This window comes from Dactylosporangium sp. CA-233914 (genome assembly GCF_050942935.1).
Lineage (GTDB): Bacteria > Actinomycetota > Actinomycetes > Mycobacteriales > Micromonosporaceae > Dactylosporangium.
Genome location: NZ_CP192030.1, coordinates 11,275,199 through 11,301,682 on the forward strand (window position 1 = coordinate 11,275,199; position 26,484 = coordinate 11,301,682).

Here is a 26,484-nt window from a genome sequence, read left to right on the forward strand (position 1 = left end):
ACGTTTCGCCGCGCGCCTGCGCCGGGAGGTGGCGCCACGCACCGCGCAAGCTTACGAACGTGGCGCCCGTACCGAAAGGCGGGATCCCGGGCTTTAACAAAACCTAAGGAACATCGCGGAGAGTCATGAGACAGTGCTGCCGAGGAGGCCCCGGCGCTTCAGCAGCGGCTCGATGAGGGGATCGCGGCCCCGGAACGCGCGGTACACGTCCATCGAGTCCGCGCTGCCGCCCTTGGCCAGCAGGCCGTCGCGGAACGCGTCACCGCTGTCGCGGCGCAGGCCGCCCCGCTCGGTGAGCCAGTCGACGGTGTCGGCGTCGAGGACCTCGCTCCAGATGTACGAGTAGTAGCCGGCGCTGTACGCGGCCCCGCTGAAGATGTGGGCGAAGTACGGCGTGCGGTACCGCGGCGGAACAAACGGTGTCGCGACACCGGCGCGCTCCAGCGCCTCGGCCTCGAAGGCCATCGCGTCGGTGACCGCCTCGGCCTGTTCGACGCTCAGCGTGTGCCAGGCGAGGTCGAGCAGGGTCGCGGCGAGGTACTCCGTCGTCGTGAAGCCCTTGTTGAACTGCTCGGCCGCCTGGAGCCGGTCGACGACCTCCTGCGGGAGGCGGTCGCCGGTGACGTGGTGGCGGGCGTAGTTCTCCAGCACCTCCGGCCAGAGCATCCACACCTCGTTGACCTGTGAGGGGTACTCCACGAAGTCGCGCGGCACCCGAGTGCCGGCGAACTTCGGGAACTGCACCGACGAGAACAGCGTGTGCAGGGCGTGGCCGAACTCGTGGAACAGGGTGCGGACCTCGTCGAGGGTCAGTAGCGTCGGCTCGCCGGCGGGGGCACGGTTGACGTTGAGGTTGTTGCACACGACCGGCGCGGTGCCGTAGAGCCGCGACTGGGGCACCACCGCGTTGGCCCAGGCGCCGCCGCGCTTGGAGGCGCGGGTGAAGAAGTCGCCGATGTAGAGGCCCAGCGGGCTGCCGTCGTGGTCGAAGACCTCGAACACGCGGGCGTCGGGATGGTAGGCGGGCAGGTCGGGGCGCTCGGAGAACCGCAACCCGTAGAGCTTGCCGGCGGCGAAGAAGACGCCGTCGGAAAGGACGCGTTCGAGCTCGAAGTAGGGCCGCAGCTCGTTCTCGTCGATCGCGTAGCGCTCGCGGCGCAGGTGCTCGGTGTAGTACGCCCAGTCCCAGGGCTGCAGCGTGAACTCGTCGCCGATGAGCGCCTGCAGGTCCTCGGCCTCGGCGGCCGCGTTGGCCATCGCCGGCGGGACGAGCTTGGCGAGCATCTCCTCGACCGCCGCGACCGAGCGGGCGGTGTTGTCGGAGATGTTGTACGCCGCGTGGTGCTCGTAGCCCAGCAGCCGGGCCCGCTGCGCGCGCAGCCGGACGATGCGCAGCACCAGGCCGGTCGTGTCGTGCTCGCCGCCGGCGCCGCGGCCGACGGAGGCGGTGTGCAGCCGCTCGCGCAGCGCCCGGTCGTGCAGGGCGGCCAGCGGCGGCTGCCCGGTGGGCAGGACGAGGTTGAGCACGTACTTCCCGTCGAGCCCCCGGTCCCGCCCGGCGACCTCGGTGGCGGCCAACGCGTCGGCGGAGAGCCCGTCCAGCGCCGCCGCGTCGTCGACGACCACGGCCCGGGCCTTCATCTCGTCGCGGACCAGGTTGCCGAACTCGGTGGCGAGGCCGGCCAGCTCGGCGTTGATGGCGCGCAGCCGCTCGTGCTGCTCGGCCGACAGCTCCGCGCCCGCGCGCACGAACTCGGTGTGGTATCGCTGCAGCAACCAGGCCGGCTCGGGCTCGAGGCCGAGCTCGTCGCGGCGGTCGTGGAGGTCCTTGATCCGCGCGTAGAGCCCGGCGTCGAGCATGATGGCGTCGCTGTGCGCCGACAGCCGGGGTACGACCTCCGCCTCGATCTCCTGGAGCCGGTCCGACGTATCGGAGCTCGTCAGCGTGAAGAACGTGGCGGAGACGCGCTGCAGGATGCGCCCGGAGCGCTCCAGGGCCACCAGCGTGTTGTCGAACGTCGGCGGGGCCGGGTCGGCGACGATGGCCGCGACCTCGGCGCGCTGCTCCTCCATGCCCCGCTCGAAGGCCGGCAGGTAGTGGTCGACCTCGATACGGTCGAACGGCGGCAGCTGATACGGCAGTTCGCTCGGCGCGAAGAACGGGTTGTCCGTGGTCACCTACCGACTGTATCGACCTTCGGCCGCTCTACCGCACCCCTTGGATGCCCTGCGCCGCGCGAGAAGGGTGCCGGTCACGGGTACGCGGCGCGCAGTCGCAGCTGCGTGGGCTGCGCGTACTCCTTTCACAGCATGGCGTGCTCGACGATCCAGCCGAGGCGCAGCGACTCCTCGTAGGTGAACTCCAGCTCGACGATCGCGGTGTAGCGGCGCGAGACCTGTAGCGGCGTGTACCGGTGCACGGCGCACTCCATCCACACCGGTATTCGCGAGGCCGGGTTGGCCAGGACGACGTGCTTGCCGCAGCGATGGACGTTCCCCATGCCGGTCAAGCTAGCCCTGCCAAGGGGCGGGACCCACCCGGGCAACAGGAGCCGGGGCGTACACCAAATGGTGTACGCCCCGGTGTCACCGCCTGGCCGGGGACGCACTGTTGTCACCGAGCGTGACCGTGCGGGTGGTCACGGAGTTCGCGCGGCGGCCGGTGGCGAACACCGGCACCACGCAGCGGCCGGCGCACCTGACGGCCCGCGAGATCGAGGTCGTTCGCCTGGTCGCGGGCGGTCTGGCCAACGAGGAGATCGGGCGGGCGCCGTACATCGGCCGGCTTTCGCACCCCGGTCGATCGGATGACTCACCGAATCGCGAGCGACACTCACCGTAGTGACGTGAACCGTGACGTCCTTGAAACGCACAGTTCACCGGGGAGCCCCCGTTTCAACCTGACAGATCGGGCACCGCGGGTGATGATTTGCCCGTGACGAGCCAACTACGCGTGATGTCGATCTATGAGGGCTTCTTCTCCGGCGGCGCCCGGGCCCTGCACACCACGGTCGTGGCCGGGCTGCACACCGCCGGGAGCCATCAGCATTCGGTGCTGAGCATCTACGGGGCCATGCGGCGGGAGACGATCCTGCAGCGCATGGAGGACGACGCCGGGTACCGCTCGCTGAGCGCGCTCGGCATCGACGTGCGCCCGCTGGGGCGGCGCATCGGCGGGGACACGGCGACCCGCAAGACATTGACGGCCTCCGAGGTAGCGACCGCGGTCACGCACGCGCAGCGGGCCGACATCATCCTCTCGCTCAAGGAGCAGCCGCTGCGGCTGGTGAACCTGCCCGGGTTCCCCCGCAAGCCGGTGATCGTATGCTTGCACCGCTCCGACCCGCAGAACCAGGGCAGCGCGCTGACGGAGTTCAAGACCGCGGTCGCGGACGGGCGGATCGCCGCGGCGGTCTGCTGCGCGGAGTCGACGCGGTCGGCGTACGAGCGGGCCGGCATCCCGGCGAGCCTGCTGAAGGTCATCCCGAACGGCGTCGACCTGACCCGCTTCCGGCCCGTGCCCGTGCGCCGGCGGGCCGCGCTGCGCCGCTCGCTCGGCGTGCCGGCCAAGGCCGACGTGGTCACCCTGGCCGCCCGCTACGACCCGATGAAGAACATCCCGCTGTTCCTGGCCTCGGCACGCCGCTACCTGGAGCGGGATCCGAACGGCCACGTGCTGATGTGCGGCGCGGGCATGAGCACCGCCAACGCGGAGCTGTGCGGGCTGCTCACCGAGCTGTTCGACGACGAGCCGCGCCACCTCGGCCGGCTGCACCTGCTCGGCATCCGCCGCGACATGGAGTCCGTCTACGCGGCCAGCGACGTGGTGGCGCTGACCTCGACCAGCGGCGAGGCGGCGCCGCTGTGCCTGATCGAGGGCGCGATGTGCGGGGCGGTGCCGGTCTCGACCGACATCGGCGACACCGCGGTCATCGTCGCCGGGCACGGGCTCATCACCGCGCCGGACCCGGAGGCGATCGCGGCCGGCTGGTCCGAGGCGATCGCCCGCCGGGACGAGTTCGCGCCGCGGCTACTCGGCAGCCGGGAGCGCTTCAGCCACACCCGGATGATCGCCTCGTACGCGAGCGTCATCGACGGGGCCCACCGCGAGATGGGCCTGCGCGTGCCGCAGCGCCTGTGACCGGGGGCTGATCCGAAGCGCCGGCGAAGAGCCGGTGCAGGCGCGCGTACCGGCCTGGCGCCGCGCGGATCAGCAGGGTTCCGGCGGCGGCGAACCAGAGCTCATGCCGTACGGCTGCGACGCTCACCGCGACATCGCCCCGGCGCGCCGGGCGGCGATGAGCCACTCATAGGCCTCGGTCAGGGCCGCCGCCTGGGCCTGCGGGGTGTGGCGGGCCGCGAACGCCTCCTGCAGCCGGGGCCGGCTCGGCTGCCCGGTGTGCAGCACCAGGTCCAGCTCGGCCGCGACCCGCTCGGGGGTGTCCAGATCCGGGTCGAGGCCCAGCGCGTCGAGCGCCGGGATGCTGCGGGCCACGATCGGCAGGCCGGCCGCGCCCGCCTCCAGCAGCGCGAGCGGGCAGCTCTCCCAGGCGGCCGTGTGCAAGTAGGCGTCGGCGGCCGCGAGCCGGGCCGCGACCCGCCCGGGCGGCAGCCAGCCGGTGACCTCGACGCCGCCGGCGCGCAGCTCGGCCTCCAGCGCCGGATCGCCGCCGCCGACCCAGATCCAGGCGGCGCCCGGCCCGGCGAGGGCCTTGACGCGCAGCAGGAACCGCGGGTCCTTCTGCACCGCGACCCGCCCGACGGTGACCACGACCCGGCGGCCCGCCGTCGCGCGGAAGCGCGGCGCCCGGACGCGGGTCGTGTTCGGCACGTGCACGGCCGGCAGGCCCAAGGCCCCGGCCAGCTCGGTCTCGCGGGGGCTCACGCACACCGCCAGGCCGGTGCGCCCGGCCAGGGCCTGCTCGGCGCGGCGGGCCGCCCGGGCACCGCGCTCGCCCTCGAAGGCGAAGCAGTGCGGCGTGTACGCCACCGGCGCCCCGGGTCGCGGCAGCACCAGGCGCCCGACCAGCCCCGCCCAGGCCGCGTGCAGGTGCACGACGTGCGGACGGACCGCGGCGACCGTGCGCCGCAGCGCCCGGGCCAGCCCGAACGGGCCCCGCCCGGCGTCGTGCGCGGCGGCGAAGTCCGCGTCGTCGCCGGGCCCGAGCAGGTGGTGCTCGTACTGCGGCGTCGACCGCGCGAACTCCGCGACCGCGACCGCCGGTCCCCCGCCCGGGGCCGCCCGGTTGCCGACCACGTGCAGCACCCGGGCGGTCATCCCCGCACCCCGGCACTCACGGGTACAGGGCCCGGGCGGCGCTCGGCGTGGGCGAGCCAGCCCGTGACCGCGATCCAGGCCGCCGCGGCGAACAGCAACCCGAGCCCGAGCACGGCCCAGAACCGCGGCGAGCGCACGCAGGGGCCGAGCGCTGCCCGGAGCCGGGCCGAGCGCTCGCGGACCCAGGCGTTGGTCAGGACCCGGGGCCGGTCCGGCAGGACGCGGCCGACGGTCATCGCGAGGCGTGCGCCGCGACGTGCGCGGTCCGGCGGAGGCGGGCGACGACGACGATGCCGGCAGCGCCGACGAGCAGGACGAGGCCGGAGGCGATGTAGGCGAGAAGGTCATGCGTGACTGGCATGCGCGGAGTGTATCCGAACAAACACCATGAGTTAGGGACAAATACCCCAAACGTCCACGACGTTGGGTGATTCTTTCGTGACCTTCCGTCAAGCGAGTCGCGGTCACCGGCGCCGGCCCGAGCGGGAGCCACCGCCGCGTATGTCCTCGCCGAGGCCGGCGCGCAGGTCGACGTCTACGAGGCCTCCGGCGGCGTCGGCGGGATGTCGCGCTCGATCGACCTGTGGGTCCAGAGCGTCAGCATCGGCCCGCTTCGCCGGCGCCGCTGGAGGTCGCCGTCGGCGACACGAGATGGTCGAGCGGCTGGCCCGCATCTACTTCTACCAGTGCCCCCTGCGCGCCCGGGAGGCCCTGCGCAAGCTCGGCGCCGTCGAGGCCCCGCGCTGCCTGGCCGGCTACGTCCGGTCCCCGCCCCGGCGGCCTCGAGACCGGCGACGCGTTCGCGGCGCAGGGGCCGACGCCGCGGCGCAGGGCCCAACGCCACGACGCCGCGACGCGGGGCTCGACGCCTCGACGCGGGGCTCGACGCCTCGACGCGGGGCTCGACGCCTCGACGCGGGGCTCGACGGCCCGGCGCCGCGTCGCTACGCCGTCCAGCCGCCGTCCGCGCAGATCGAGGCGCCCGTCACGTATCGGGCCTCGTCGCCGGCCAGGAACGCGACCACGGACGCGATCTCGGCCGGCTCCGCGTATCGACCCAGCGCCGTGAGGCCGGCGATGGTCGAGGCCTGCGGCTGGGAGGCCGGGTTGGCGTCCGTGTCGGTTGGCCCGGGATGCACGAGGTTGACCGTGATTCCCCGCGGGCCCAGTTCGCGAGCCAGCGCCGTCGTCAGGCCGGCGAGGGCGGACTTGCTCAACGCGTACAACGTCATGCCTGGAAACGGCACGCGTTGCGCGACGTTGCTCCCGATGTTGATTATCCGTCCACCCATGTTGAGGTGCCTGGCCGCGGCCCGGCAAGCAACGTAAGGTCCCCGCACGTTCACCGCCACCGTCCGATCGAACTCCTCGACCCCCATCGACTCGAGGTCACCGGTCGGGAAGATGGCCGCGTTGTTGACGAGGATGTCGAGCCGCCCGAGCAGGTCCGCGACCTCGTCCACCGCCCGCGCGACCGCTGCGGCGTCCCCGCTGTCGGCCCGGACGGTAAGCGCTCTCCCGCCCAGCGACTTGATCTCGCAGGCGACCGCGTCGGCCGCCGGCTCCCCGCGCTCGTACGTGATGGCCACATCAGCCCCGCGCGCCGCCAGCGCCCGCGCCACCGCGGCCCCGATTCCCCGGCTTCCGCCCGTGACCAGCGCGACCTTGCCTCGCAAACCGTTCATGCCGACGAGCCTGGCCGACGACCGGCCCGCGAGTCTGGCGGCGATCGGACCCGTGAGTGAGGGCCCAGAAGTGGAGAGCGCTCTCCCTCACCACCTCAAATTCCGCCGTAACCCGCCCGATTTGCGGGCTTGCGTCACATCCGGCACACGCCATGTATTGACGGACCCGACACACGGGCGCAACATTTGGAGAGCGCTCTCCGAGCGCACCCTGATTGCCCGCCGCCAACGCCGCACCTGGCCGGACCGCCACCGGCGAACGGCACCCACCCACACCCCTGGGAGCTGCAGTTGAGTAAGAGACGGCTCAGAAGAATCGGAATTCCCATCGGGATCACCACCGCGGTCGTGGCCTCGACGGTGGTCGGCGTCTTCCAGCTGACGTCCGCCAACGCGGCGACCGGCACCCTGCTGTCGCAGAACAAGCCGGCGCTCGCCTCGTCGACGGAGCTCGGCGAGTCCCCGGCCGCCGCCGCGTTCGACGGCAACGACGCCACCCGCTGGAGCAGCCAGTGGAGCGACCCGCAGTGGTTGCGGGTCGACCTGGGCTCCACCGCCACCATCTCGCAGGTCGTGCTGCAGTGGGAGGCCGCCTACGCGAAGGCCTACCAGATCCAGACCTCGCCCGACGGCAACGCCTGGACCACCATCTACAGCACCACCACGAGCGCCGGCGGCACCGAGACCCTGAACGTGACCGGCTCCGGCCGCTACGTGCGGATGTACGGCACGCAGCGCGGCACCGGCTACGGCTACTCGCTGTACGAGTTCAAGGTTTACGGCACCTCGGGCACCACCCCGCCGGCGTCGGCCGGCCCCGGGTACGTCATGGCCAACCCGCCGGTCACCGGCGTGGTCCCGTCGACCGCCACCCCGCCGCCCACCAACCCGCCGACGACCCACCACGAGTTCCAGGCGAACTGCTCGGTGAGCCGCAGCAACCTGCCCGACGACCCGATCGTGTTCTTCGGCCTGCCGGGCGCGTCGCACTCGCACACGTTCATGGGCAACACCACCACCAACGCCAACACGACGCTCGCCTCGCTGCAGGCCGGCGGCACCGCCTGCATCACGCCGGGCGACAAGAGCGCGTACTGGATGCCCACCCTGCTCAACGGCGACCAGGCCGTGCAGCCGGTCGGCCGCCAGGTCATCTACTACAAGAGCGGCGTGCTGGACTACCGCAGCGTCCGCCCGTTCCCGGCCGGCCTGCGCTACGTCGTCGGCAGCCCGTCGTCCACGCTGGACGAGTTCAAGAACCACCCGGGCCACGTCGAGGGCTTCGAGTGCGGTGACCTCACCAACCAGTGGGACATCCCGGCCAACTGCGCCGCCGGCAGCCAGCTCAACGTCCGGTTCCAGGCCCCCAGCTGCTGGGACGGCCTGCACCTGGACACGCCGGACCACAAGTCGCACATGGCGTACCCGGTGGTGGGCGTCTGCCCGCAGGACCACCCGGTCGCCGTGCCGATGATCGAGTTCAAGATGGCCTGGCCGGTCAGCGGCAACATGACCAACGTGCACTTCTCCAGCGGCCGCGGGTACTCGTTCCACTACGACGTCTACAACGCGTGGGACGCCCCGACCCTCAAGGCCCTGTCCGACCACTGCATCAACGGTGGCCTGCAGTGCGACCCGCGCGGCTTCGACCAGTACAAGCCGGACCGCGGCGCCGCGCTCAACGAGAACTACGTCCTGCCGTAACCCTCTTCTGAAAGGGCCCGCCCGGTTCGCGCCGGGCGGGCCTTTGCGTTATCCGTTGCAGTCGAGCGCGGTCAGCGCTGCCGCGATCATCCGCTTGTGCTCCTGCAGCGTCGGCAGGGTCTCCCGGGCGAACCGCACCAGATCCGGGTTGTCGCCGTGAGCCGCCTCGTTCTCGAACAGCCCGACGGCACCGACGTGGTCGAGGTACTCGGCCGGCACGTACGCGCAGTCGAACAGCAGCCCGTCCAGGCGTGACCAGGCGTTGAGAATGTTCTGCTGCGCCGAGTCGGGCAGGTCCGGCGTCGACGTGCCCAGCGACTCGGCCAGCACGGCAAGCTTGGTGCCCGCCTTGTTGTGGTCGCTGATCATCCGGGTCCCGAAGTCGCGTACGGCCTCGGACTGCGCCCGGGCCCGGGCCAGCGAGCCGGCCGCGACCTCGAAGTTGCCCGCGTACCCGGCCGCGGTCACGAACATGGAATCCTGGGCCGACAGTTCCGCGGGCGCCGCCGAGGCGGGCACGCCTCCGAACGCCACGCCGGTGACGACCACGGCCGCAAGCATCGGCAATCGCATGACAACCTCCCGCTAGTGTCCTGAGTCGTTAATTCGTTGGTAGATTATGGCTATGGGTGATGGTCGTGGTCCGAAGTTGGCGGTGCTGGAGCTGACCCAGGCCGAGCAGGACGTGCTGCAGGCGTGGGCGCGGCGAGGCAAGACCGCGCAGGCGTTGGCGGTACGCGCTCGGATCGTGCTGGCGTGCGCGCGAGGGCTGTCCAACAGCGAGGTGTCCAGGCAGCTGGGTGTGTCATTGCCGACGGTGGGTAAGTGGCGGGCCCGGTTCGTTACCGATCGGCTGGACGGCCTGGGTGACGAGCCGCGGCCGGGGGCGCCGCGCACCGTCACCGACGAGCAGGTTGAGGCGGTGATCGTGAAGACGCTTGAGGAAGTACCGTCCAATCAGGACAGTCATTGGTCGACTCGGTCGATGGCGAGGGCCACCGGCATGTCGCAAAGCGCGATCTCGCGGATCTGGCGGGCGTTCGGTCTCAAGCCCCACCTGGTTGACACCTGGAAGTTGTCGACTGATCCGCTGTTCATTGACAAGGTCCGCGACGTGGTCGGCTTGTACCTCGACCCGCCGGACAAGGCGGTCGTTCTCGCGGTCGACGAGAAATCGCAGATGCAGGCCCTCGACCGCACCGCGCCGATGCTGCCGATGATGCCCGGCGTACCGGGACGTCGCACGCACGACTACGTGCGCCACGGAACGACCAGCCTGTTCGCCGCTCTGGACATCGCTACCGGCAAGGTGATCGGCCAGCATCAGCGTCGGCACCGCCACCAGGAGTTCCTGCGCTTCCTCAAGACCATCGACAAGAACACGCCCAGTGATCTGGACCTGCACTTGATCTGTGACAACTACGCCACGCACAAGACCCCCGCGATCAAGGCCTGGCTGGCCGCGCATCCCCGCTTCCACCTGCACTTCACGCCGACTTCCGGGAGCTGGCTCAACCTGGTCGAACGCTGGTTCGCCGAGCTGACCAACCGCAAGCTGCGCCGCAGCACCCATCGCAGCGTCAAAGAACTCGAAGACGACGTCAACGCCTGGATCGCGGCGTGGAACGAAGACCCGAAACCCTTTGTGTGGACCAAAACCGCCGACGAGATCCTCGACAACCTCGCCAACTACTGCACTCGAATCAATAAAGCTTTCAATGACTCAGGACACTAGAGCGATCTTCGGCTGTCCCATCTCCGCTGCTCACGGCCGCAAACGGGCTCCTCGGTTGCAAGATCAGGACGGCCGGCCGGGCAGCGCCGACCGCAGGGCACCGACGACGGCGGTGAGCTCGGCGACGATGCCGGCCACGGTGGTGGCGTCGGTGCCGCCGATGGTGACCGCGCGCAGCTCGGCGGGCTTGGGCAGCTTCTCCACGATCGCCGGCAGCCGCTCGATGAGCAGCGCCTGCAGGCTCTCCGGCGACTGCGCGTTGGCGATGCCGGCCCGCAGCCGCTCCCGCTCCACGTCCAGCAGCGCCTCGTCGTGCCGCGATCGGGCCCGGGCCGCCGCGAGCGCCATGTCCGCGTCGGCCGCGAGCCGGGTCAGCTCGGCCTCGCGCTCGATGCGCAGCCGGCCGATCTCGGCCTCCTCGGCGGCGAGCTGCCGCTCCAGCGCCAGCGCGTGCCGGTTCGTGGCGTCCTGCAGCTCGGCGAGCGCGCGGGCGTCCTCCTGCTCGCGCTGGGAGCGGCGCAGCGACTCGCTCGTCTCCCGGTCGAACTCGTGCGCCGCGGCCCGGGCCCGCAGGTCGGCGAGCTCCCGGTCGTTCTCGATCCGCTGGGTTTCGCGCTGCCGCTGCGCCGTCAGTTCCCGCTCGGCCACGGCCTCCTCCGCGGCGAGCTCGGCCAGGCGGGCGATGCGGCCCTGCTCGGTGCGGTACGGCTTCTGCAGGTTTTCCCACAGCCGCGACGAGCTGACGACCGCCTCCTTGATCTGGACCGTCACGATCCGCAGGCCCAGCCCCTCGTCGTCGCGCCCGGTGCCCTCGGCGACGGCCCGCAGCCGCGCGGTGAGCTCCTCGATGATCGGCTGCTTGTCGCTGAGCACGTCGGCGACGCCCAGGGTGGAGACCTTGTCCTTGATGGCTGCCTCGGCCTGCTCCTTGAGCTGCAGGTTCACCAACCGCATCGGGTCCTCGGGATCGCCGAAGTCCAGCCGCCGGTACGCCGTGGAGAAGTCCTGGATGATCCACTGCACATAGGCCTGCACCAGTACGCCCTGCAGCTCACGGCAGATGCAGTACGCGTTGATGAGGATCGTCTGCATGGCGCCGGGGACGACCAGGTACGAATCGGTCGCGGGGTTGTACCGGAACGAGACGCCGAGCCCGACGTGCAGCGGCTCGGCCCGGCCACGCCGCGTGTGCACGACGAACGCGTTCGGCGGTACGAGCACCGTCTTCCACCGCCCGAATCCGGTGACCCGCACCTCGACGGCGTTCGGCGCCGGCTGCCCGTCGCCGCCTCCTCCTCCGCCTCGGGCCCGCTGCTGCGGCGGCCCGGCGGGCGCCGACGGGGCGGCGGCGCGTTTGGTGCGCAGATCCGCCTCGAGCCGCTCCTGCTGCCTGACGACCTGGTCGAGATACGTGTTGGTGTTCGACATCCGCCGCTCCTGAAAGGGGTGCCGTGGCGGTCATCAGTTTGCCAACCGGGTTCAAGTGCGGGCCGTTCGGCGAAGACGGCCGACCATGGCAGACTCCTCGGGATGGCCGCACGGCCCGCGGATCGCGCCGCCGGTGCAGGCTGCGGCGCGTACCTGTTGATCGCCGCTGTCAACGTCACGCTGCTCCTGGTCGGCACCGGCGCGATCCAACACTGGCTGCACCGTTTCCGCCGCAGCCGACCGCCGGGGCGCCGGTCCCGCTACGGCGTTGCGGTCGGCTTGTAGCTCGGTGGGGCGCTGCTGGGCGCCTTCGGCTCCGAGCCGACGGTCAGCGTGACCGTGCCGTTCTTCGCCACCTGCTTCTGCGCCTTCGGATCCTGCGCCAGCACGTGTCCGACATCGTCCGCGTCGTCGGTGGCCTTGTGGGTGATCCGGATGGTCCCGGTGAACCCGAGGTCCTTGAGCTTTTCCTTGGCGTAGTCGACGTAGAGCCCGGACAGGTCCGGCATCGTGATCGTCTCGGTCTTCGGCGCCGAGGTGGTGGGCGCCCGCCCGGTGGCCGTGGCCGTGCTGCTGGCCCCGCCGTCGCCGTTCACGCCGACCCCGCCGTCGACGGTGCCGCCGGTCTCCCCCGCGCTCGCCGATTCCTGGACGCCCGGCGACTGTCCGACCGCGGCGGGCTTGTCCTTGTTGGCGAACTGCATGAAGTACACGGTGGTGCCGGCCCCGGCGACGGCCAGCAGCGCCACGACCACGAGCACCGCGTTGAGCACGTTTCCGCGTCCCTTGGGCGCAGGGGCGGGAGCCGGCGCGCCGGGCGGGTCGTAGACCGGCACGACCCGGCTGGCCGGCCCGGGCGAAACGGGCACGGCGGCGGACACGGGCGGTGGTGGCACATAGCGCGGCACCGAGGGCCGGGCCGGCGCGCCCTGAGGCCGGGCCTGCACCCCCTGAGGCCCGGCGGGACCCGTGGCCGGCGGCCCGACGACCGGGTAGGCCCCCGTCTGGTACACCCGCCCGCGAGTCCCTCCCGCGGCGGGCCCTGCTGACGATGGAACTCCGGACGACGGCGCACCCGAGGACGGCACGCCGGAGACGGGCGGCGCGGAGATCGGTGCCCCGTAGGCCCCGGGCGGACCGGACACCGGCGTCCCGTAAGTCCCGGGCGGTGCCGACACCGGCGTCCCGTAGGCCCCGGGCGGCCCAGAGGCGGGCGCGACCGGTGGCACGGTAGGCGGCGGCTGCATGGCGGCGGCATCCCGGTCGGGCCACATCAGGCCCTCGCCGCCCGCCGGCAGACCGGCCCCGGGGTCCTGGGACCCGGGCGGCGCCGGGGTCACGGGCGGCGCTGGAGTCGCGAGCGGTGCCGGGGTCACGAGCGGTGCCGGGGTCACGAGCGGTGCCGAAGTCGCGAGCGGTGCCGAAGTCGCGAAGGCGGCCGGCACCTGGTCGGCCGGAGGTGGCACGGCGGTGGCCGGCGTTGCGGACGTGGCCGGGGAGGTGTCCGCGGCCGGGGGGAACGGCGGGGAGGACGTGGGGGCGGGGCCGGCGGCGACCGAGGCGTAGGGCGCGGCGGCCGCGGCGGCCGCCGGCCACAGCGGGGAGTTGCCGTCCGCCGCCGCGGTCGTGGGCGGGGCCGCTGTCAGGGTCAGCAGGCAGCCCTCGGCGACGACGATCTCGGGCTGCTCGGTGATGGTCGGTGCGACGCCGAGGGCGCGGTGCAGCATGGTCGCGACCAGCGGGATGCGGCTGCCGCCGCCGACGAGCAGGACGCCGGCCACGTCGTCGGGGGCGATGCCGGCCTGGCGGATGAGGGCCGCGGTGGTGAAGACGGTGCGTTCCAGCAGCGGCTTGGCGGCGGCCTCGAACTCGTCGCGGGTCAGCTGGGCGTCGACGTTGAGCGGGGCCGGCATCTGCAGCACGACCGCGGGCGCGCGGGAGAGCATCTCCTTGGCGACCCGGGCGTCGTGCCAGAGCATCCGGCGGTGCCGCAGCGACTCGGGGTCCTGCGCGTCGGCGAGGCGGGTCCACAGCTCGGGGTCGTTCGGCGAGTATCGCTCGCCGAGCCACCGTACGATCGTCGCGTCGATGTCGAGCCCGCCGACGTCGGTGAGCCCGTCCACGGCGACCGCCTCGAAGCCGGCGTCGCGCCGCACGACGACGGAGGCGTCGAACGTCCCGGCGCCGAGGTCGTAGACGACGAGCGCCTTCCCGATCGGCACCTGCTGGCCGAGCACCGCGGTGAAGGCGTGCGCGGCCGCGACGGGCTCGGGCACGAGCAGCGCGTCGCCGAGCCCGCCCCGGCGCGCGGCCTCGGCGAGCACGGAGCGCCGCCGGGTCCCCCACCCGGCGGGGTGCGCGATGGCGACGGAGAAGTCGTCGGCCCCGGCGACCCGCTTGGCCTCGGTGAACACGAACCGCAACACCGCCGCGACCAGGTCGGCGACGGCGACCTCACGCGAGCCGAGGAGAATCGCGGCCTCGTCGATGTGCTGCTTGGGGTTGGGCTCCAGCCCGGCCGGGTCGAACCGCGCGTGGTGCAGCGCGTCGCCGCCCACGACCAGGTCCCCGGGCACCGCGCCGGGCGGCGGGGTGCCCCCGGCCACGGGCGGCGGCGAGGCCGGGCCCGGCTTGGTCGGGGCGAAGACGGCGGACGGGAGCAACGGGTTGGCGTCGAACAGCAGCGGCCTGACCCGGCCGTCCGGCCAGCGCATCAGGGCAACCGTGTTCGACGTGCCGAAGTCGATCCCGAGCCCGAAGGCCGGTGACATGGCCTCATCCTAGTTCGCCCGGGCGACCTCCTACGATCGCGTTTCGGACGGTATCACGCACGTATCGGACGAAGACGCCCGTGACCGGGCGGCCTTACGAGCGCGAGTCGGACGGGGCCGGGCGCAGTTCGGACAGCTCCCGGTAGGCCTCCAGGGTGGCGACCGTACGCTCGCCGACCTCGGCCATCGGATCGGCGGCCGGGCGCAGGCCGGGCAGATCGGTCGCGAGCAGGACGCGGACGCGGGCGGCGGCCTCCTCGCGGCGTTCGTGGGCGTCCAGGGACGCGGCGAGGCGGCCCAGGGCCTCGGTGCGGGCCACGAGCTGGGCGTCGAGGTCGCGCAGGCGGTCGGCGGTGGCCTCGAGGCGCTCGTCGAGCTCGTCGCGCAGGTGTCCGGGGCGCAGGTCCTGACGGGCCGCGCGCAGCTCGCCGGCGTCGGCCTGGAGGCGGTCACGGGCGGCGATGAGCCTCGCCAGGTTGTACGCGGTCAGCTCCAGCGTCGGGCGGATGTCCGCGGGCTCGGCCATCGCGCCCAGGGCCGGCCAGTGCAGCCGGACCTCCCGCAGCGCGGCCTCGGCGGCCCGCCATTCGGCGACCGCGGGGCCCTTGATGCGGATGCCGCCCAATTGGTACCGCATGACGACCGCCACGACCACGAGCAGCGCGACGACGGCGAACAGGGCCGCACCGGGCGCCACCGGCCACAGGGCCAGGCCGAACGGGGGCAGCAGCCACGGCCACCGCGGCGTCGCGCGGCGCGGGTCGCGGACCACGCAGACCGTCGTCCGCCGCCGCTGCCCGTGCCGTCCCATCGGCACATCATGCCCCATGCCGGCCCGGGGCACATCGAAGCCTCACAGTGTGACACCCACGGCTTCACCCGAATCCGCAAGGCCCAGGGACGACTCCGGCAAGCATTGACTTTTAGTTAACTTTATTTATCGTTGTGGCTCAATAGGACTCCGTTCTGTCTGGAGGCAGTATGAGATCCCGACTCCGGATCGCCCTCGCGGCCGCGGCGGTCCTCGTGACCGCGGGCGGCATCGCGGCGATCACGACCCCGGCGCAGGCCGCCGGATCGCTCACCGCGACGCTCAGCTACGACTCCGACTGGGGCAGCGGCTACCAGGCGAAGTACACGATCGCGAACGGGACGGCCGCCACCGTCTCGTCGTGGAAGGTCGAGTTCGACCTGCCGTCGGGCTCGACGCTCGGCAGCTACTGGGACGCGCTGATGAGCCAGAGCGGCACGCACGTCACCGCGACCAACCGGACGTACAACGGCACGCTCGCCCCCGGCGCCTCGACAAGCTTCGGGTTCCTCGTCTCCGGCTCCGGCAAGCCCGCCAACTGCAAGCTCAACGGTGCCTCCTGTGCCGGCGTCGCCGACACCCAGGCGCCGAGCGCGCCCGCGAGCCTGCGAGTCACCGCCACGACGTCCTCGAGCGTCAGCCTGGCCTGGAACGCCTCGACCGACAACGTCGGGGTGACCGGCTACGACATCTACCGCGGCGGGACGCTGGCGGCGTCGGTGACGGGCACCAGCGGTACCGTATCCGGCCTTTCCGCCTCGACCGCCTACACGTTCACGGCGAAGGCCCGCGATGCCGCCGGCAACACCTCGGCCGCGTCCAACTCGGTCAGCGCCACCACCCAGGCCGGCGGGGGCGGCGACGGGGGCGGCGCGCTGGCCGTCGCGCCGTACGTCGACATGGGCGCCTGGCCGACGCCGACGTTGACCGACATGGCCACCGCCGGCAACCTCAAGAACTTCACGCTCGCGTTCGTCAACAGCGCGGGCTGCAAGGCCTCGTGGTTCAACGCCTACGACCCGCGCGCCGCGTGGGCCAAGGACCAGATCGACGCCATCCGCGCCCGCGGCGGCGACGTGAAGATCTCCTTCGGCGGGGCCAGCGGCATCGAGCTCGCCCAGGCCTGCTCGACGCCGGCCGCGGTCGCCGCGGAGTACCAGGCCGTCGTTGACGCGTACGGCCTCAAGTACATCGACCTGGACATCGAGGGCGCCGCGGTTGCCGACCCGACCACGATCGCGCGCCGCTCGCAGGCCCTGGCCCTGCTGCAGGCGGCCCGGCCGAACGTGAAGATCTCGCTGACCCTGCCGGTGCTGCCCGAGGGCCTCACCAGCGACGGTGTCAATGTTGTCCGCGCGGCCCGCGACGCCGGCGTCAACCTGGACCTGGTCAACGTCATGGCGATGGACTACCAGCGCAGCAGCGGCGACTACGGCAACTTCGCGGTCCAGGCCGCGCAGTCGACCTTCACGCAGCTCAAGGGGTTGTACCCGAGCAAGACCGACGCGCAGGTGTGGCGGATGCTCGGCGTGACCCCGATGCTGGGCAAGAACGACGACGGCGGCACCTACGACCAGAACGACGCCCGCCAGCTGGTGGCGTTCGCGCAGACCAACCACCTGGGCATGCTGTCGTTCTGGGAGGAGACCCGCGACCGCAACGCCTGCAACGGGGCGCTGTACATGTGCACCAACATCGCGCAGTCGCCGTACGAGTTCTCGAAGATCTTCGCCGCCTACACCGGCTGAGTCTTCTTGTCGGTGGATGACCCGGACGTGGTACCCGTCCGGGTCACCCAGCCGGAAGCCGGCGAGGCCTCCGGCCGTTCCCGCAGTTCCTCGCTCACCGCCCCGGCGGCCCGGCAGCGCTCGTGAAGCGCGGCCAGCCCGGCGCGGTCGGCGGCCTCCAGCACGATTTCGACGCCCAGTCCCCTGTGCGCCCGGCCGGCGCGCCGGTGGCGTGGCTGGCCGATCAAGGCCGGATAACGCCAGTGAGCCTTTTGATCGTAACTCTGCAGGCCATCGATGGTGCGGCATAGAGCGAGGCTCCCGGTAAGACAGCTGTCGACCAAGACTCGATGCCCCAACCGGGAGCCTCGTTGCTGTCCTACCCTGCCACGATTGCGCTGTCCACTCGCACCCTCAACCACCTCGCCGACCTGATCCGCCGTGAGCGCAACCAGCGTCGAGGCCGATGGCGGCGCCTGCAGCCAGGCAAACAAGCACTCCTGATCCTGGCGCACCTACGCAATGGCGACACCTACGCCCGGCTGGCCGTCGCCTTCGCCATCGGCACCAGCACCGCCTGGCGCTACGTCCGAGAAGGCATCGGCCTGCTCACCGCATTGGCCGACGACACCGCAGCTGCGGTTCGCTGCGCGGCCCGGCTTGCCTACGCCATCCTCGACGGCACCCTCATCCCGATCGACTGTGTCGCCAATCAGAAGCCCTACTACTCCGGCAAGCACAAACGCCACGGCGTCAACGTGCAGATCCTTGCCGACGCTGCTGTCGGCTCGTCTGGGCCTCACCAGCTTTGCCCGGCTCAGTGCACGACCTGACCGCCGCCCGCAGCGCTGATCGGGATCAAGGAGCCGGAGACCGCGCTCCACCCGGCCGGAGTCAACGCACTGTACGAGGCGCTGGACGACGCGTCCGAGCGAACCCAGGTGATCGTGACCAGCCAGAGTTCGGACCTGCTGGACAGCGAGTGCACCCGGCTGGAACATATCCGAGCGGTGGCCAATGTGGATGGTGTGACCCGGATCGGTCCGGTCGACGCCGCGGGGCGGTCCATTGTGGAGAAACGGCTGATGAGCGTCAGCGAGCTGCACCGCAGCGGCCAGATGCGACCGGAGCAGGCGGACTCGACGCCGCAGCGACCCGGAGGTGGGGCCGGGCGATGAGCGACGCCATGATCGCTACTGTCGTGGAGGGTCAGGGCGAGGTGGCGGCGGTGCCGGCTCTGCTGCGCCGGATGGTGCTGCCCCGGCCGTATCCGGGTTGGCCGTGATTCGCTGATCGCTCCACACGGCCTGGAACGGATTGTCGGCGCTGTTGCCGAGCAGGGGACCGGGGTGCTGGTGCTGCTGGACGCCGATGACGCCCGCCCGGCCCGGACTGGACCGGCCCGGTTCGGTGGTTGGCCAACCGTGAGTTCGAGGCGTGGTTCCTCGCGTCGGCGCCTTCACTGAGCGGACAACGTGGCCTGGCCAAGGATCTGGCGGTGCCCGCCGACGCGGAGCAGCCGCGTGACTGCAAAGGGTGGCTCAGTGAGCGCCGAGTGGACGGGCGGCCGTACAAGCCGACCGCCGACCAGGCCGCGCTCGCCGCCGTGTTCGACATACGGCTTGCAAGGGAGAACTCGCCGTCCTTCGACAAGCTGTGGCGGGACGTGGAACGACTGCTGAGGGAGGCGACGTGACCACACCAAGCAGGCGTTCGAAGAGCGGCGCAGTGATGGCTCGGTCGTGCCAGGCGGGGCGCTCAGTCCGTGGGACGAACGTCATCAGGAGGTCGCAGGGGTCGTCGAGCTCTTCGGCCTTCTCGTAGCACCCGGCCAGGAAAGTCTCGTGCAAGGTGGCGGCCCGTTCGGGATCGTCGGTGACGAGGCGGCCGATGGCCGCCTCGACCTGTTCGAGGCCGTCGACGAACCGGCAGCAGCCCCGGTCGGATATGAACCGGCTTGGATCGAGGGAGCGTTCGATCTCAGCTTCCACGGGATCAGGCGGTCGCTCGTGGTGCTCACCGGGACCTCCGGGCCAGCCCGTCCGCCCCTCGACCGCGATGAACCCGAACCGCCTGGTCCGTCGCGGTCGAACTCGATGAACGCGGGCTCCACCAGGTCGATGGCGTCGGTGTCCCACAACTCCATCGACGCGATCCGCCACCGTCCGGTGAAGCCTGCCAGGTCTCTCCACGTTCCTTTATGTAGCCGCTGGGAACTGCCCGAGAAGCTAGTTCAGAATGGGCAATCGTCGTCGACGGCCCTGAAGTCGCCCAACTCCCTCTCGTTTTCGACGTTTTCGTACAGCAGCTCGTCTTCGTCGAGGTGACCGGACTCCATCTGATCGATCTCGTCTTCGAAGATGCCGTACGGCACGCCGCCGGATGTGAAGCCGGCGACGAAGAACCGCCTCCCATCCAACATGATCCATGAGTTTTCGACCGGCCCGTCCCCGCCGCCGGCGACGTGGCGCGGGTTCGACGACGGGCGCTGGGCCCACCGTCGGGCCGAGCCAGGCAACGTCACCCCGAGCGCGGTGAGATCGTCGTAGGCGGTGTAGCGGTCAACGTCGAACCGTTTCGCGTAGCTGTGCACCGTGACCTTCGCACCGGAGCGGACCCATGCCCGCGCAGAGTCGCGGCGGCGACGTATCCGCTGCTGTCTCGACTGCATGACCAGATGCTATCGATAGCCGACCATGTCAATGCGGTGGCTGGAGGGTGTAGGTGCCCTGCCGGTCGGCGGACAGGGCACAGGTGCCGGTAGTCGGGCCGCCGTTGCGGCCGGGTTGGCGGTCGTGGGCGAGGATCGCCGCGATGGCCACGGTGAGCCGCTGCACCGCGGTGCGGTCCAGGTCGGCGGGGCCGTGCTGGCCGGTGGTCAGCCACACCGGCGTCAGGTCCGCGTCGGCCGGCCAGCCGTACCGGGTGGCTTTCGCGCGGAACTCCTGCGGCGCGTCGGCCGGGGGGTCGAGGTAGAACAGGATGCTCCCGGCCGGCACCGGCGTCGGTGCGCTGCGCCGCCACTCGACCAGCGTGTCGGGCAGTGCCCCGCCCGGGTACAGGACGAGGCCGCGCTGGACGCCTTCGGCGCCGATGACGATCGTGACGTACCGCGCCGGCGTGTCGTCGATGCGGATCACCAGGTCGAAGTGATCCTGGTCAGTCCACCGCCGCCACGGCGCAGCCCGGCGATAGGTATCGGCGTGGGCGACCAGTATCGCCCAGTCACCCGGGTCGGCGAACTCCTCCGGTTGGGCCCGGCCGGCCATGTGGCCTACGAACGAGTCGAAGACGTCCTCGGCCTCGGTGCTGAGCACTTCGGTCACCTCGGGCAGCGGACCAACGCCGAGCACGACCGCCAGTTGGGCGGCTACCGGCTCGCGGTGACCGACTCCGCACAGCACCCGGATGGGCCGCTGCGGGGGCAAGTCACCGGCCGGTTGGGTCAGCGCGGTCCGCATCGCCCGGGCGCACGCGCCGGCTCCGCTGCGCTCCACCGACATTCCCCTGACCAGGCCGGTGCCGGCATCCAGAACCAGGCTGGCCACGACACACGACTCGCCCTCGATACGTACCGCGTGTGACACGTCACGGATCAACACGATCCAGGTCGGCTCGTCCACCACATCGTGCAGTCTTCCAGCACGCGCCCCGACCTGGCGCGCGAGGTGGCGGCCATGACGGCTGGTCCGTTGCCCTCAGGCCGAGCACCACGTCGCCGCGACGCACGCTGACGTAGCCGGGGTCGCGCTGCTCGACGTAGAAGGCGACCGACGCGTCGAGATCGTCGGCGAAGAGCTTCATGCGCCGATGCGTGAGCTCAAGGAGAACGGCGCCCGGCCGTGATGGCCGGGCGCCGTTCGCTTGCGCGATGTGGCCCGTTACGCGATGTGGTTCGGTTGCGTGACGTTGATTTTGGGCAATGTGGGTTGCTCAGCTCGCCGGGTAGCTGGTGACGTAGCTGGGCACGCCGACGCCGGTTTCGGTTGCGACCGGGGCGCCGGTGTCGTTGACCACGTGGTCGATGGTGCCGGCCGAGAGGTTGACCGTCAGGATGTCGTGGAGCTTCACACCCGGGCGGTTGGGGACCTCGAAGCCGTGCGACGCGTGGATGGTCGGGTCGACGTTGGTGAAGATGTAGCTGCCGCCACCCCACAGCTCGTGGGTCTTGACCTTGTCGCTGACCTTGTACGCGGCCCAGCCCAGCACGCCGTCGTGCTGCCACGCCGCCTGGTTCGGCGGGTCGTACGGCAGCTCGTTCTGGAAGAAGATCGTCTTGCCGCGCTCGCCGTTCCAGATGACGTTGTACTGCTGGTAGTGCTCGACGAACAGGCCGGTCGCGAGCACGTCGTCGCCGTTGACGATGACGCCGTTGCGGCCGGTGTTGACGTTCCAGCCGAACGAGCCCGGGACGCCGTGGTCGGCGCGCCACGCCCAGATGTCGTCGAGGATGACGTGGTCGGAGTTGACCTCCAGGCTCACGTCCGCCTTGCCGACGTGCGGGCCGCCGACGCGGAAGAACACGTCGTGCAGCACGGTCGGGTCGTTCGGGTCACCCAGGTTGAGCGCGCCGCCGAGTTTGGTGCCGACCTGCATCAGCGCCGGCGAGTTCACGGTGCCGGCGTCGATCATCAGGCCCGAGACCGAGATGCCCTTGCTGTCGGCGATCCACAGCGGAACCGCTCCGTTGACCGCGGTCAGCGTGGCGATGCCCAGGCCCAGCACGACGGTGTCGGGCCGCCACACGAGGATCGAGCTGTTGATGTTGTACACCCCGGGCGTGAAGAGCAGGTGCTTGCCCAGGGCCAGCTGGATGTTGATGGCGAGGACCGAGTCGGACGGCTTGGCCAGGTAGAAGTCCGACAGCGGGATCGAGCGGCCCGGCGTGGGGCCGTTCGCCCAGCTCGCGCCCGAGGAGTTCCTGCGCAGCGCGGGCTCGAAGACCTTCCACTTGCCCTTGGCGTCGATGTACAGGAACGGCCGCTCCTTGCTCACCGGCGTCTTGTCGAGCGTGGTGTACGGCGGGTTCGGGAACTGCTGCGCGGGCGCGCCCACGGCCCCGCTGAACACCTGGTTCCACACCGCGTTGGACCACGTCCCGATGTTGCTGTCCCGGACGAGGAACTGCTGCTGTGAACCGTTGGTGAGGGTGCCCGTCACCGAGTCGGCGACGAAGCCACCGCTGGCGTACTGCGGGCCGGCGGTGCAGTAGTCCATGAAGGTCATGTTGCCGTTGACCTTCACCCGCCGCAGCGGCGCGGCCTGCGACACCGCCCAGAACTCGCCGGAGGCGCGGCAGCCGGACTCGCCGGCCACGTTGATGGTGAGGTTGGACAGCGAGCGCCAGAAGTTGACCAGCGCGATGCAGTTGTCGGCCGCGAGGCAGCGGTTGTAGACGTCGACGTGGCCGTTGATGACCGTGTCGGTGGGGTTGAGCCCGAGGCCGGCGACCTCGGTGTAGTACCCGACCTGGAAGATCAGCGGGTGCTCGGGGGTGCCGTACGTGCCCGGCTTGAACAGCAGCGTGTAGCGCTGCGTGCCCATCTCGTTGTCGACCTGCTCCGCGTGGATCGCGTTGACGGTCGCCTGGATCTGTTCGACGGTCATCGACGGGTCGAAGATCTTGACGTTGGGGCCGAAGTCGGGCTGTCCGCTCGGCTTGTTGCCGGCGGGGGCGGCCGCGGCGACACCCGGGCTGCTGACGGCGGCGACGGCGGTCAGGAGGACGGCAGCCCCGAGCGCGAACCACCGGCCACGGCGGCGCCCGTTCGGAGCTGACCCGGCAGACCTGGCGGACGCCTTGCCGGAGGGGACCAATGCCATGAAACGCGACCTACTTTCTACCGGTGGCGGCCCCCGCGCCCCAGGGCGACGACGCCGGACCTGACCGGGTCCGTGGCTCAGACCGAGGCGTCGCGAGGCGGGGGTGACGCGCCACGAAATCGTGAGAGAGCGCTTTCACAGCAGGACGTTACATGGAACATCACGACTGGTCCACGGGTACAAATCGGCTCCGATCCGCCCGGAATCCGCTCTCCGGGGGACCCCGCGGGCACGGCGGGCCGCGGCGGTGCCGGAGAATGGCGGGCAAATGACCCCGTTGCTGACCGCCGACGTCTTCGGCTGGACCGCGCGCTCCGTGCGGTGGCGCCGCGGCCGCGCGCTGCTCGTGGTGGCCGCCGCGATCGCCGTGGTGTCGCTGCACGTCGTGTTCGACCCGCCGGTGGAGTGCCGCGACGCCGCGCCCTGCGGCCCGGACCCGCTCAACGCCGTACTGTTCGGCCTGGTCGCGGCCCTTCCCGTGGTGGCGTTCGTGTCGCTGCCGGTGGCCGCCTGGCTCGCCGCCGGGTTCGTCACCGCCGACGCCCTCTGGCAGGTCGCGCACCCCGCGCTCGCCTCGCCGGCCTGGCTGACCGGGTGCGACGCGGCCCTCGCGGTGCTGGCGTTCGTGACCGCGCGCCTGGCACCGCCGGGGCTGGGCAGCGGCGCGCAGATGTGGGCCGTGACGACCTCGCACCGCGCGCCGCCCCGGCCCCGGCGGCTGCCGCGATACGGGCTGGGGTGGCGGCTGCTCGCGGTACCGCTGCTGCTCTCGGCCCTTGCGATCGCCATCGGGGCGGTTGCGGCGCAGTCCCGCGCGGACGACCGCCTCGGCTCGGCCGAGCGCGTGGTCGCGGAGGTGGTCGGGCAGCCGGACGAGTACACCATCGAGGTCCGGCTGCCCTCGGCCACGGACCCCGTGCGGGTCACCGTGGCCGACGCGTCCGAGCACCCGGTCGGCGCGAACCTCGCGGTGCTGGTCGCCGACGGCGGGCTGTACCAGCTCGTCAGCGAGCCCTACGACACCAGCGGCTGGCTCAGCCTCGCCGTCCTGCTGGCCGGCCTGGCCCTGGGCTGCCTGGCCCGGGCGCGGGAGCGCGCCGCGGCGGCACGGGCGCTGTTCGACGGGGAGCAGCCGGCGACGGAGGTGTACGTCTGGGCGCTCGGCGGCCGCGTCGCCGTCTACGCCACCGACGCCCGCCCCGGCGAGCCCGCCCTGGTGGAGTTCTTCGCGCTGTCCCGGCACGGCTCCGACGACATCCGGCCCGGCGTCCTCTTCGGCGTGCCCGCCCAGCGCGAGTGGTGCGCCGTGGCGGTCGACGGCGAGCTGCTCGTGCCGCGCGGCCCGGCCCGCAGCGGCCGGTTCGCCCCCGCGTACGGCGGGCCGGCGCCCGACCCGGCGTCGCCGTCGGACTTCGAGGTGCCGGACGCGGCCCGGCTGCCGCTGCGCCCCGAGGAGATCCTGGCCCTGCGCACCGAGGACGTCGCGGCCACGCCCGAGATCGTGCACACGCATCGGCACAACCGCTTCTCCGGGTACGCCGTGATCGTCGCCGCCTCGTGGCCCTTCCTCATCGTGCTGTCCCGGCTGCTGCCGGCCCTGCCCTACTGGGGCGCGGTGGCGCTCGCCGCGCCCGTCACCGCGATCGCCTGCGTGTCCGGCTGGCGGCTGTTCCTGCGGCCGCGGGTCAGCTGGAACGGGGCCGGGCTCAGCGTGGTCGGCAGCATCGGGGCGCGGCTGCTGGTCTGGTCGGAGGTGCACGCGATCCGGGCCGACCGGCACGGGGCGGTGACCATCGAGACCGACCAGCACGGGGCCGGGCTCGTCGTCACCGCCCGCGGGGAGCAGTCGCTGCTGCCGAGGTTCCTGTCCGGCGACGAGCGGACCGGGGCGCAGCTGTCGGGGGCGCTGCGCCTGACCTCCGAGCGCGCCGCGGCCCGCGACCGGGACCGGGTGCGCGACGTGGTGTCGCTGCCGCCGGCCCCGGTGCCGCCGCCGGCCCCCGTGCTGCTCTACGCGGCCTGGCTGGCCGAGGCGCTGCTCTACGCCCTGGTGCTGACCGGCTACTTCGGCTGACGCCGGCCGTCCGGGGGCGCAACCGTGATGCCGCCCCACCGCTCCGGTTCGACGTCGGCCAGGGTCTGCGAGAAGGTCCAGCGGTGCCCGGCGAGGTCCTCGGCCTGGTACTGGCGTTCGCCGTACTCGAAATCGGCCGGCTCCAGCACGATGCGTGCCCCGGCGGCCCGGGCCCGCTCGCAGTGCGCCCGCGCGTCGTCGATGCGGACCATCACCGAGTGCGTCACGCCGGCGCCGGGCTCGGGGGCGCGCCGCTCGCCGCCGTCGTCGGCGACGATGACCGCGCCGGCGCCGAAGCGCAGCTGGGCGCGGTGGGCCTCGCCGATGCGCACGCGCTCCTGGAAACCGAACGCGGCCTCGAGCCAGGCGACCGCGCGGCGCACGTCGGGATAGGTCAGCACCGGGATGACCTGGGCGTCCGGGATCGAGCGATTGGGTTTCACCCTTGCGATCGTAACCGCGCGGGCGGGCCGGCACCGGGGCAGAATCGGACGCATGGACAAGCCACGGATCGTTTCGGAGCAGGAGTACCGGCAGGTCCGCGACGAGCTGCTCAGGGCCGAGAAGGAGGCGACCCGGCAGCTGGACGCGATCGCCGCGCGGCGCCGGCGGCTGCCGATGGTGCGCTTCGGGGAGTACACGTTCGACACCCCGGCCGGCCCGCGCACCCTCGTGGAGCTGTTCGAGGGGCGCGAGCAGCTGGTGGTGTACCAGTTCATGGACCTGGGCCCGGACCGCTACTGCCCCGGCTGCACCTGGTTCACCGACGGTGTGCCGGCAACGGCCCTGCCCCGCCTGGCCGAGCGCGGCGTGACCTGGGTGAACGTGTCGAACATGCCGCTTTCGCAGATCGAGCAGTACAAGGCCGAGCGCGGCTGGAGCGTCCCGTTCGTCTCCTCGCGGGGCACGACGTTCGCCGACGACTGCGGCGCCGGGGGCGGGTTCATGCTCAGCGTGTTCCTGCGCGACGGGGACGAGGTCTACCGGACGTACGACACCACCCAGCGGGGCGTGGACCGGCTCGTGTTCGCCAACAGCATCTTCGACCTGACCCCGTACGGGCGGCAGGAGGACTGGGAGGACTCGCCCGCCGGCTGGCCGCAGCGGCCCACGTACGGCTGACATGGCCGAAAAAGTCCGGCGACATCGTCGCCGGACTTTTTCGTACTTGTCATGTTATAGCGGGACCGTTCGGCCCCGAATCAGAGGATGAACCGCCTGTCGGCAAGCGGGCCGGCGATCGAGGCGCCGGGCTCCGCCGGCAACCAGAACAGATCGTCCGACGCGTCCTCTGGCTCGGCGTTCGTCTGTTGTTCTCGGACGTCCTTGCTGAGCACCGCGCTATCCATACCTAATAGAATGCCCTGGAAACGCGAGATAAAACGCTTCAGGGTGTGAGGTACTCCTCAATTTCCGTAAGGTGCGAAGTCGGGTCCAGACCCTTGCCT

Annotated in this window: 27 protein-coding genes and 1 pseudogene; 11 read left to right on the forward strand and 17 right to left on the reverse strand. The window is 71.6% G+C overall.

Annotated features, from left to right (window positions below; genetic code table 11):
* Positions 1 to 123: 123 nt before the first annotated feature.
* Together ACQPY0_RS50155 and ACQPY0_RS50160 are read right to left on the reverse strand one after the other, a co-directional pair.
* Entirely contained in the window at positions 124 to 2,178 is a 2,055-nt protein-coding gene (locus ACQPY0_RS50155; RefSeq protein WP_432978053.1) for a M3 family metallopeptidase, read from the reverse strand.
* A gap of 125 nt (positions 2,179 to 2,303) precedes the next feature.
* Positions 2,304 to 2,501, reverse strand: coding sequence for a hypothetical protein (locus ACQPY0_RS50160; protein WP_432978056.1), 198 nt, complete (start codon positions 2,499 to 2,501; stop codon positions 2,304 to 2,306).
* A 122-nt stretch (positions 2,502 to 2,623) separates the two neighbouring features.
* On the opposite strand from ACQPY0_RS50160, the gene ACQPY0_RS50165 reads away from it, so the two are divergent.
* Both ACQPY0_RS50165 and ACQPY0_RS50170 read left to right on the forward strand, forming a co-directional pair.
* Positions 2,624 to 2,842, forward strand: coding sequence for a hypothetical protein (locus ACQPY0_RS50165; RefSeq protein ID WP_432978059.1), 219 nt, complete (start codon positions 2,624 to 2,626; stop codon positions 2,840 to 2,842).
* Between the two features lie 93 nt (positions 2,843 to 2,935).
* Positions 2,936 to 4,141, forward strand: coding sequence for a glycosyltransferase (locus ACQPY0_RS50170; protein WP_432978062.1), 1,206 nt, complete (start codon positions 2,936 to 2,938; stop codon positions 4,139 to 4,141).
* A 123-nt stretch (positions 4,142 to 4,264) separates the two neighbouring features.
* On the opposite strand, the gene ACQPY0_RS50175 is transcribed toward ACQPY0_RS50170, so the two are convergent.
* The 4 genes from ACQPY0_RS50175 to ACQPY0_RS50190 all read right to left on the reverse strand — a co-directional run bounded on the left by ACQPY0_RS50175 (position 4,265) and on the right by ACQPY0_RS50190 (position 6,963).
* Positions 4,265 to 5,278, reverse strand: a complete 1,014-nt coding sequence (locus tag ACQPY0_RS50175; RefSeq protein WP_432978065.1) for a glycosyltransferase — start codon at positions 5,276 to 5,278, stop codon at positions 4,265 to 4,267.
* The gene (locus tag ACQPY0_RS50180; protein ID WP_432978068.1) at positions 5,275 to 5,514 is read right to left on the reverse strand and encodes a hypothetical protein; all 240 of its coding nucleotides are present in this window, start codon (positions 5,512 to 5,514) and stop codon (positions 5,275 to 5,277) included. Before ACQPY0_RS50180 ends, ACQPY0_RS50175 begins: the two co-directional genes overlap by 4 nt.
* Complete coding sequence (locus ACQPY0_RS50185; protein ID WP_432978070.1) at positions 5,511 to 5,639, reverse strand: hypothetical protein; 129 nt, start codon at positions 5,637 to 5,639, stop codon at positions 5,511 to 5,513. The genes ACQPY0_RS50180 and ACQPY0_RS50185 overlap by 4 nt, the downstream gene beginning before the upstream one ends.
* A 583-nt stretch (positions 5,640 to 6,222) precedes the next feature.
* The gene (locus ACQPY0_RS50190; RefSeq protein WP_432978073.1) at positions 6,223 to 6,963 is read right to left on the reverse strand and encodes an SDR family oxidoreductase; all 741 of its coding nucleotides are present in this window, start codon (positions 6,961 to 6,963) and stop codon (positions 6,223 to 6,225) included.
* A gap of 348 nt (positions 6,964 to 7,311) precedes the next feature.
* Here ACQPY0_RS50190 and ACQPY0_RS50195 point away from each other — a divergent pair, with 348 nt between their 5' ends.
* Entirely contained in the window at positions 7,312 to 8,667 is a 1,356-nt protein-coding gene (locus tag ACQPY0_RS50195) for a DUF1996 domain-containing protein (protein ID WP_432995736.1), read from the forward strand.
* A gap of 48 nt (positions 8,668 to 8,715) precedes the next feature.
* Here the strand turns inward: ACQPY0_RS50195 and ACQPY0_RS50200 are convergent, their stop codons facing one another.
* The gene (locus ACQPY0_RS50200; protein WP_432978076.1) at positions 8,716 to 9,240 is read right to left on the reverse strand and encodes a DUF4142 domain-containing protein; all 525 of its coding nucleotides are present in this window, start codon (positions 9,238 to 9,240) and stop codon (positions 8,716 to 8,718) included.
* A gap of 46 nt (positions 9,241 to 9,286) precedes the next feature.
* On the opposite strand from ACQPY0_RS50200, the gene ACQPY0_RS50205 reads away from it, so the two are divergent.
* Positions 9,287 to 10,402: an IS630 family transposase gene (locus ACQPY0_RS50205; protein ID WP_432978078.1), complete on the forward strand. Its 1,116-nt coding sequence runs from the start codon at positions 9,287 to 9,289 to the stop codon at positions 10,400 to 10,402.
* Positions 10,403 to 10,465: 63 nt separating this feature from the next.
* Here ACQPY0_RS50205 and ACQPY0_RS50210 read toward each other — a convergent pair whose 3' ends face one another.
* Positions 10,466 to 11,830, reverse strand: a complete 1,365-nt coding sequence (locus tag ACQPY0_RS50210) for an SPFH domain-containing protein (protein ID WP_432978081.1) — start codon at positions 11,828 to 11,830, stop codon at positions 10,466 to 10,468.
* 102 nt (positions 11,831 to 11,932) lie between these two features.
* Between ACQPY0_RS50210 and ACQPY0_RS50215 the strand changes: the two genes are divergently transcribed.
* Positions 11,933 to 12,115 (forward strand): hypothetical protein, encoded by a 183-nt coding sequence (locus ACQPY0_RS50215; protein WP_432978084.1) that lies wholly within the window; start codon positions 11,933 to 11,935, stop codon positions 12,113 to 12,115.
* Here ACQPY0_RS50215 and ACQPY0_RS50220 read toward each other — a convergent pair.
* Positions 12,091 to 14,601, reverse strand: a complete 2,511-nt coding sequence (locus ACQPY0_RS50220) for an Hsp70 family protein (RefSeq protein ID WP_432978087.1) — start codon at positions 14,599 to 14,601, stop codon at positions 12,091 to 12,093. The two genes, ACQPY0_RS50215 and ACQPY0_RS50220, sit on opposite strands and share 25 nt — an antisense overlap.
* A 94-nt stretch (positions 14,602 to 14,695) precedes the next feature.
* Positions 14,696 to 15,412, reverse strand: coding sequence for a hypothetical protein (locus ACQPY0_RS50225; protein WP_432978090.1), 717 nt, complete (start codon positions 15,410 to 15,412; stop codon positions 14,696 to 14,698).
* 170 nt (positions 15,413 to 15,582) lie between these two features.
* Between ACQPY0_RS50225 and ACQPY0_RS50230 the strand changes: the two genes are divergently transcribed.
* Positions 15,583 to 17,160, forward strand: a complete 1,578-nt coding sequence (locus ACQPY0_RS50230) for a cellulose binding domain-containing protein (protein ID WP_432978093.1) — start codon at positions 15,583 to 15,585, stop codon at positions 17,158 to 17,160.
* On the opposite strand, the gene ACQPY0_RS50235 is transcribed toward ACQPY0_RS50230, so the two are convergent.
* Complete coding sequence (locus tag ACQPY0_RS50235) at positions 17,148 to 17,387, reverse strand: hypothetical protein (protein WP_432978096.1); 240 nt, start codon at positions 17,385 to 17,387, stop codon at positions 17,148 to 17,150. The genes ACQPY0_RS50230 and ACQPY0_RS50235 overlap by 13 nt on opposite strands.
* A 123-nt stretch (positions 17,388 to 17,510) precedes the next feature.
* Here ACQPY0_RS50235 and ACQPY0_RS50240 point away from each other — a divergent pair.
* The 3 genes and pseudogenes from ACQPY0_RS50240 to ACQPY0_RS50250 all read left to right on the forward strand — a co-directional run.
* A pseudogene (locus tag ACQPY0_RS50240) lies at positions 17,511 to 18,070 on the forward strand (transposase family protein); the annotation flags it as partial.
* Positions 17,997 to 18,317: an AAA family ATPase gene (locus ACQPY0_RS50245; RefSeq protein WP_432995738.1), complete on the forward strand. Its 321-nt coding sequence runs from the start codon at positions 17,997 to 17,999 to the stop codon at positions 18,315 to 18,317. The pseudogene ACQPY0_RS50240 and the gene ACQPY0_RS50245, both read left to right, overlap by 74 nt.
* A gap of 236 nt (positions 18,318 to 18,553) precedes the next feature.
* Positions 18,554 to 18,835, forward strand: a complete 282-nt coding sequence (locus tag ACQPY0_RS50250; protein WP_432978099.1) for a hypothetical protein — start codon at positions 18,554 to 18,556, stop codon at positions 18,833 to 18,835.
* Positions 18,836 to 19,372: 537 nt separating this feature from the next.
* Here the strand turns inward: ACQPY0_RS50250 and ACQPY0_RS50255 are convergent.
* The 4 genes from ACQPY0_RS50255 to ACQPY0_RS50270 form a co-directional block, all read right to left on the reverse strand.
* Positions 19,373 to 19,810 carry a hypothetical protein gene (locus ACQPY0_RS50255; RefSeq protein ID WP_432978102.1) on the reverse strand — a complete coding sequence of 146 codons (438 nt, stop codon included), beginning with the start codon at positions 19,808 to 19,810 and terminating at the stop codon, positions 19,373 to 19,375.
* A gap of 28 nt (positions 19,811 to 19,838) precedes the next feature.
* Positions 19,839 to 20,765 (reverse strand): hypothetical protein, encoded by a 927-nt coding sequence (locus ACQPY0_RS50260; RefSeq protein ID WP_432978105.1) that lies wholly within the window; start codon positions 20,763 to 20,765, stop codon positions 19,839 to 19,841.
* On the reverse strand, positions 20,728 to 20,943 hold the full coding sequence (locus ACQPY0_RS50265; protein WP_432978108.1) for a hypothetical protein: 216 nt from the start codon (positions 20,941 to 20,943) through the stop codon (positions 20,728 to 20,730). Before ACQPY0_RS50265 ends, ACQPY0_RS50260 begins: the two co-directional genes overlap by 38 nt.
* 129 nt (positions 20,944 to 21,072) lie before the next feature.
* Positions 21,073 to 22,962: an adenylyl cyclase gene (locus ACQPY0_RS50270; RefSeq protein WP_432978111.1), complete on the reverse strand. Its 1,890-nt coding sequence runs from the start codon at positions 22,960 to 22,962 to the stop codon at positions 21,073 to 21,075.
* 268 nt (positions 22,963 to 23,230) lie between these two features.
* On the opposite strand from ACQPY0_RS50270, the gene ACQPY0_RS50275 reads away from it, so the two are divergent.
* Positions 23,231 to 25,036, forward strand: coding sequence for a PH domain-containing protein (locus ACQPY0_RS50275; protein ID WP_432978114.1), 1,806 nt, complete (start codon positions 23,231 to 23,233; stop codon positions 25,034 to 25,036).
* On the opposite strand, the gene ACQPY0_RS50280 is transcribed toward ACQPY0_RS50275, so the two are convergent.
* Complete coding sequence (locus ACQPY0_RS50280; protein ID WP_432978117.1) at positions 25,024 to 25,479, reverse strand: VOC family protein; 456 nt, start codon at positions 25,477 to 25,479, stop codon at positions 25,024 to 25,026. The two genes, ACQPY0_RS50275 and ACQPY0_RS50280, sit on opposite strands and share 13 nt — an antisense overlap.
* A gap of 52 nt (positions 25,480 to 25,531) precedes the next feature.
* Between ACQPY0_RS50280 and ACQPY0_RS50285 the strand changes: the two genes are divergently transcribed.
* Positions 25,532 to 26,158 (forward strand): DUF899 family protein, encoded by a 627-nt coding sequence (locus ACQPY0_RS50285; protein ID WP_432978120.1) that lies wholly within the window; start codon positions 25,532 to 25,534, stop codon positions 26,156 to 26,158.
* 80 nt (positions 26,159 to 26,238) lie between these two features.
* Here ACQPY0_RS50285 and ACQPY0_RS50290 read toward each other — a convergent pair whose 3' ends face one another.
* Complete coding sequence (locus tag ACQPY0_RS50290; protein ID WP_432978123.1) at positions 26,239 to 26,373, reverse strand: hypothetical protein; 135 nt, start codon at positions 26,371 to 26,373, stop codon at positions 26,239 to 26,241.
* Between the last annotated feature and the right edge of the window lie 111 nt (positions 26,374 to 26,484).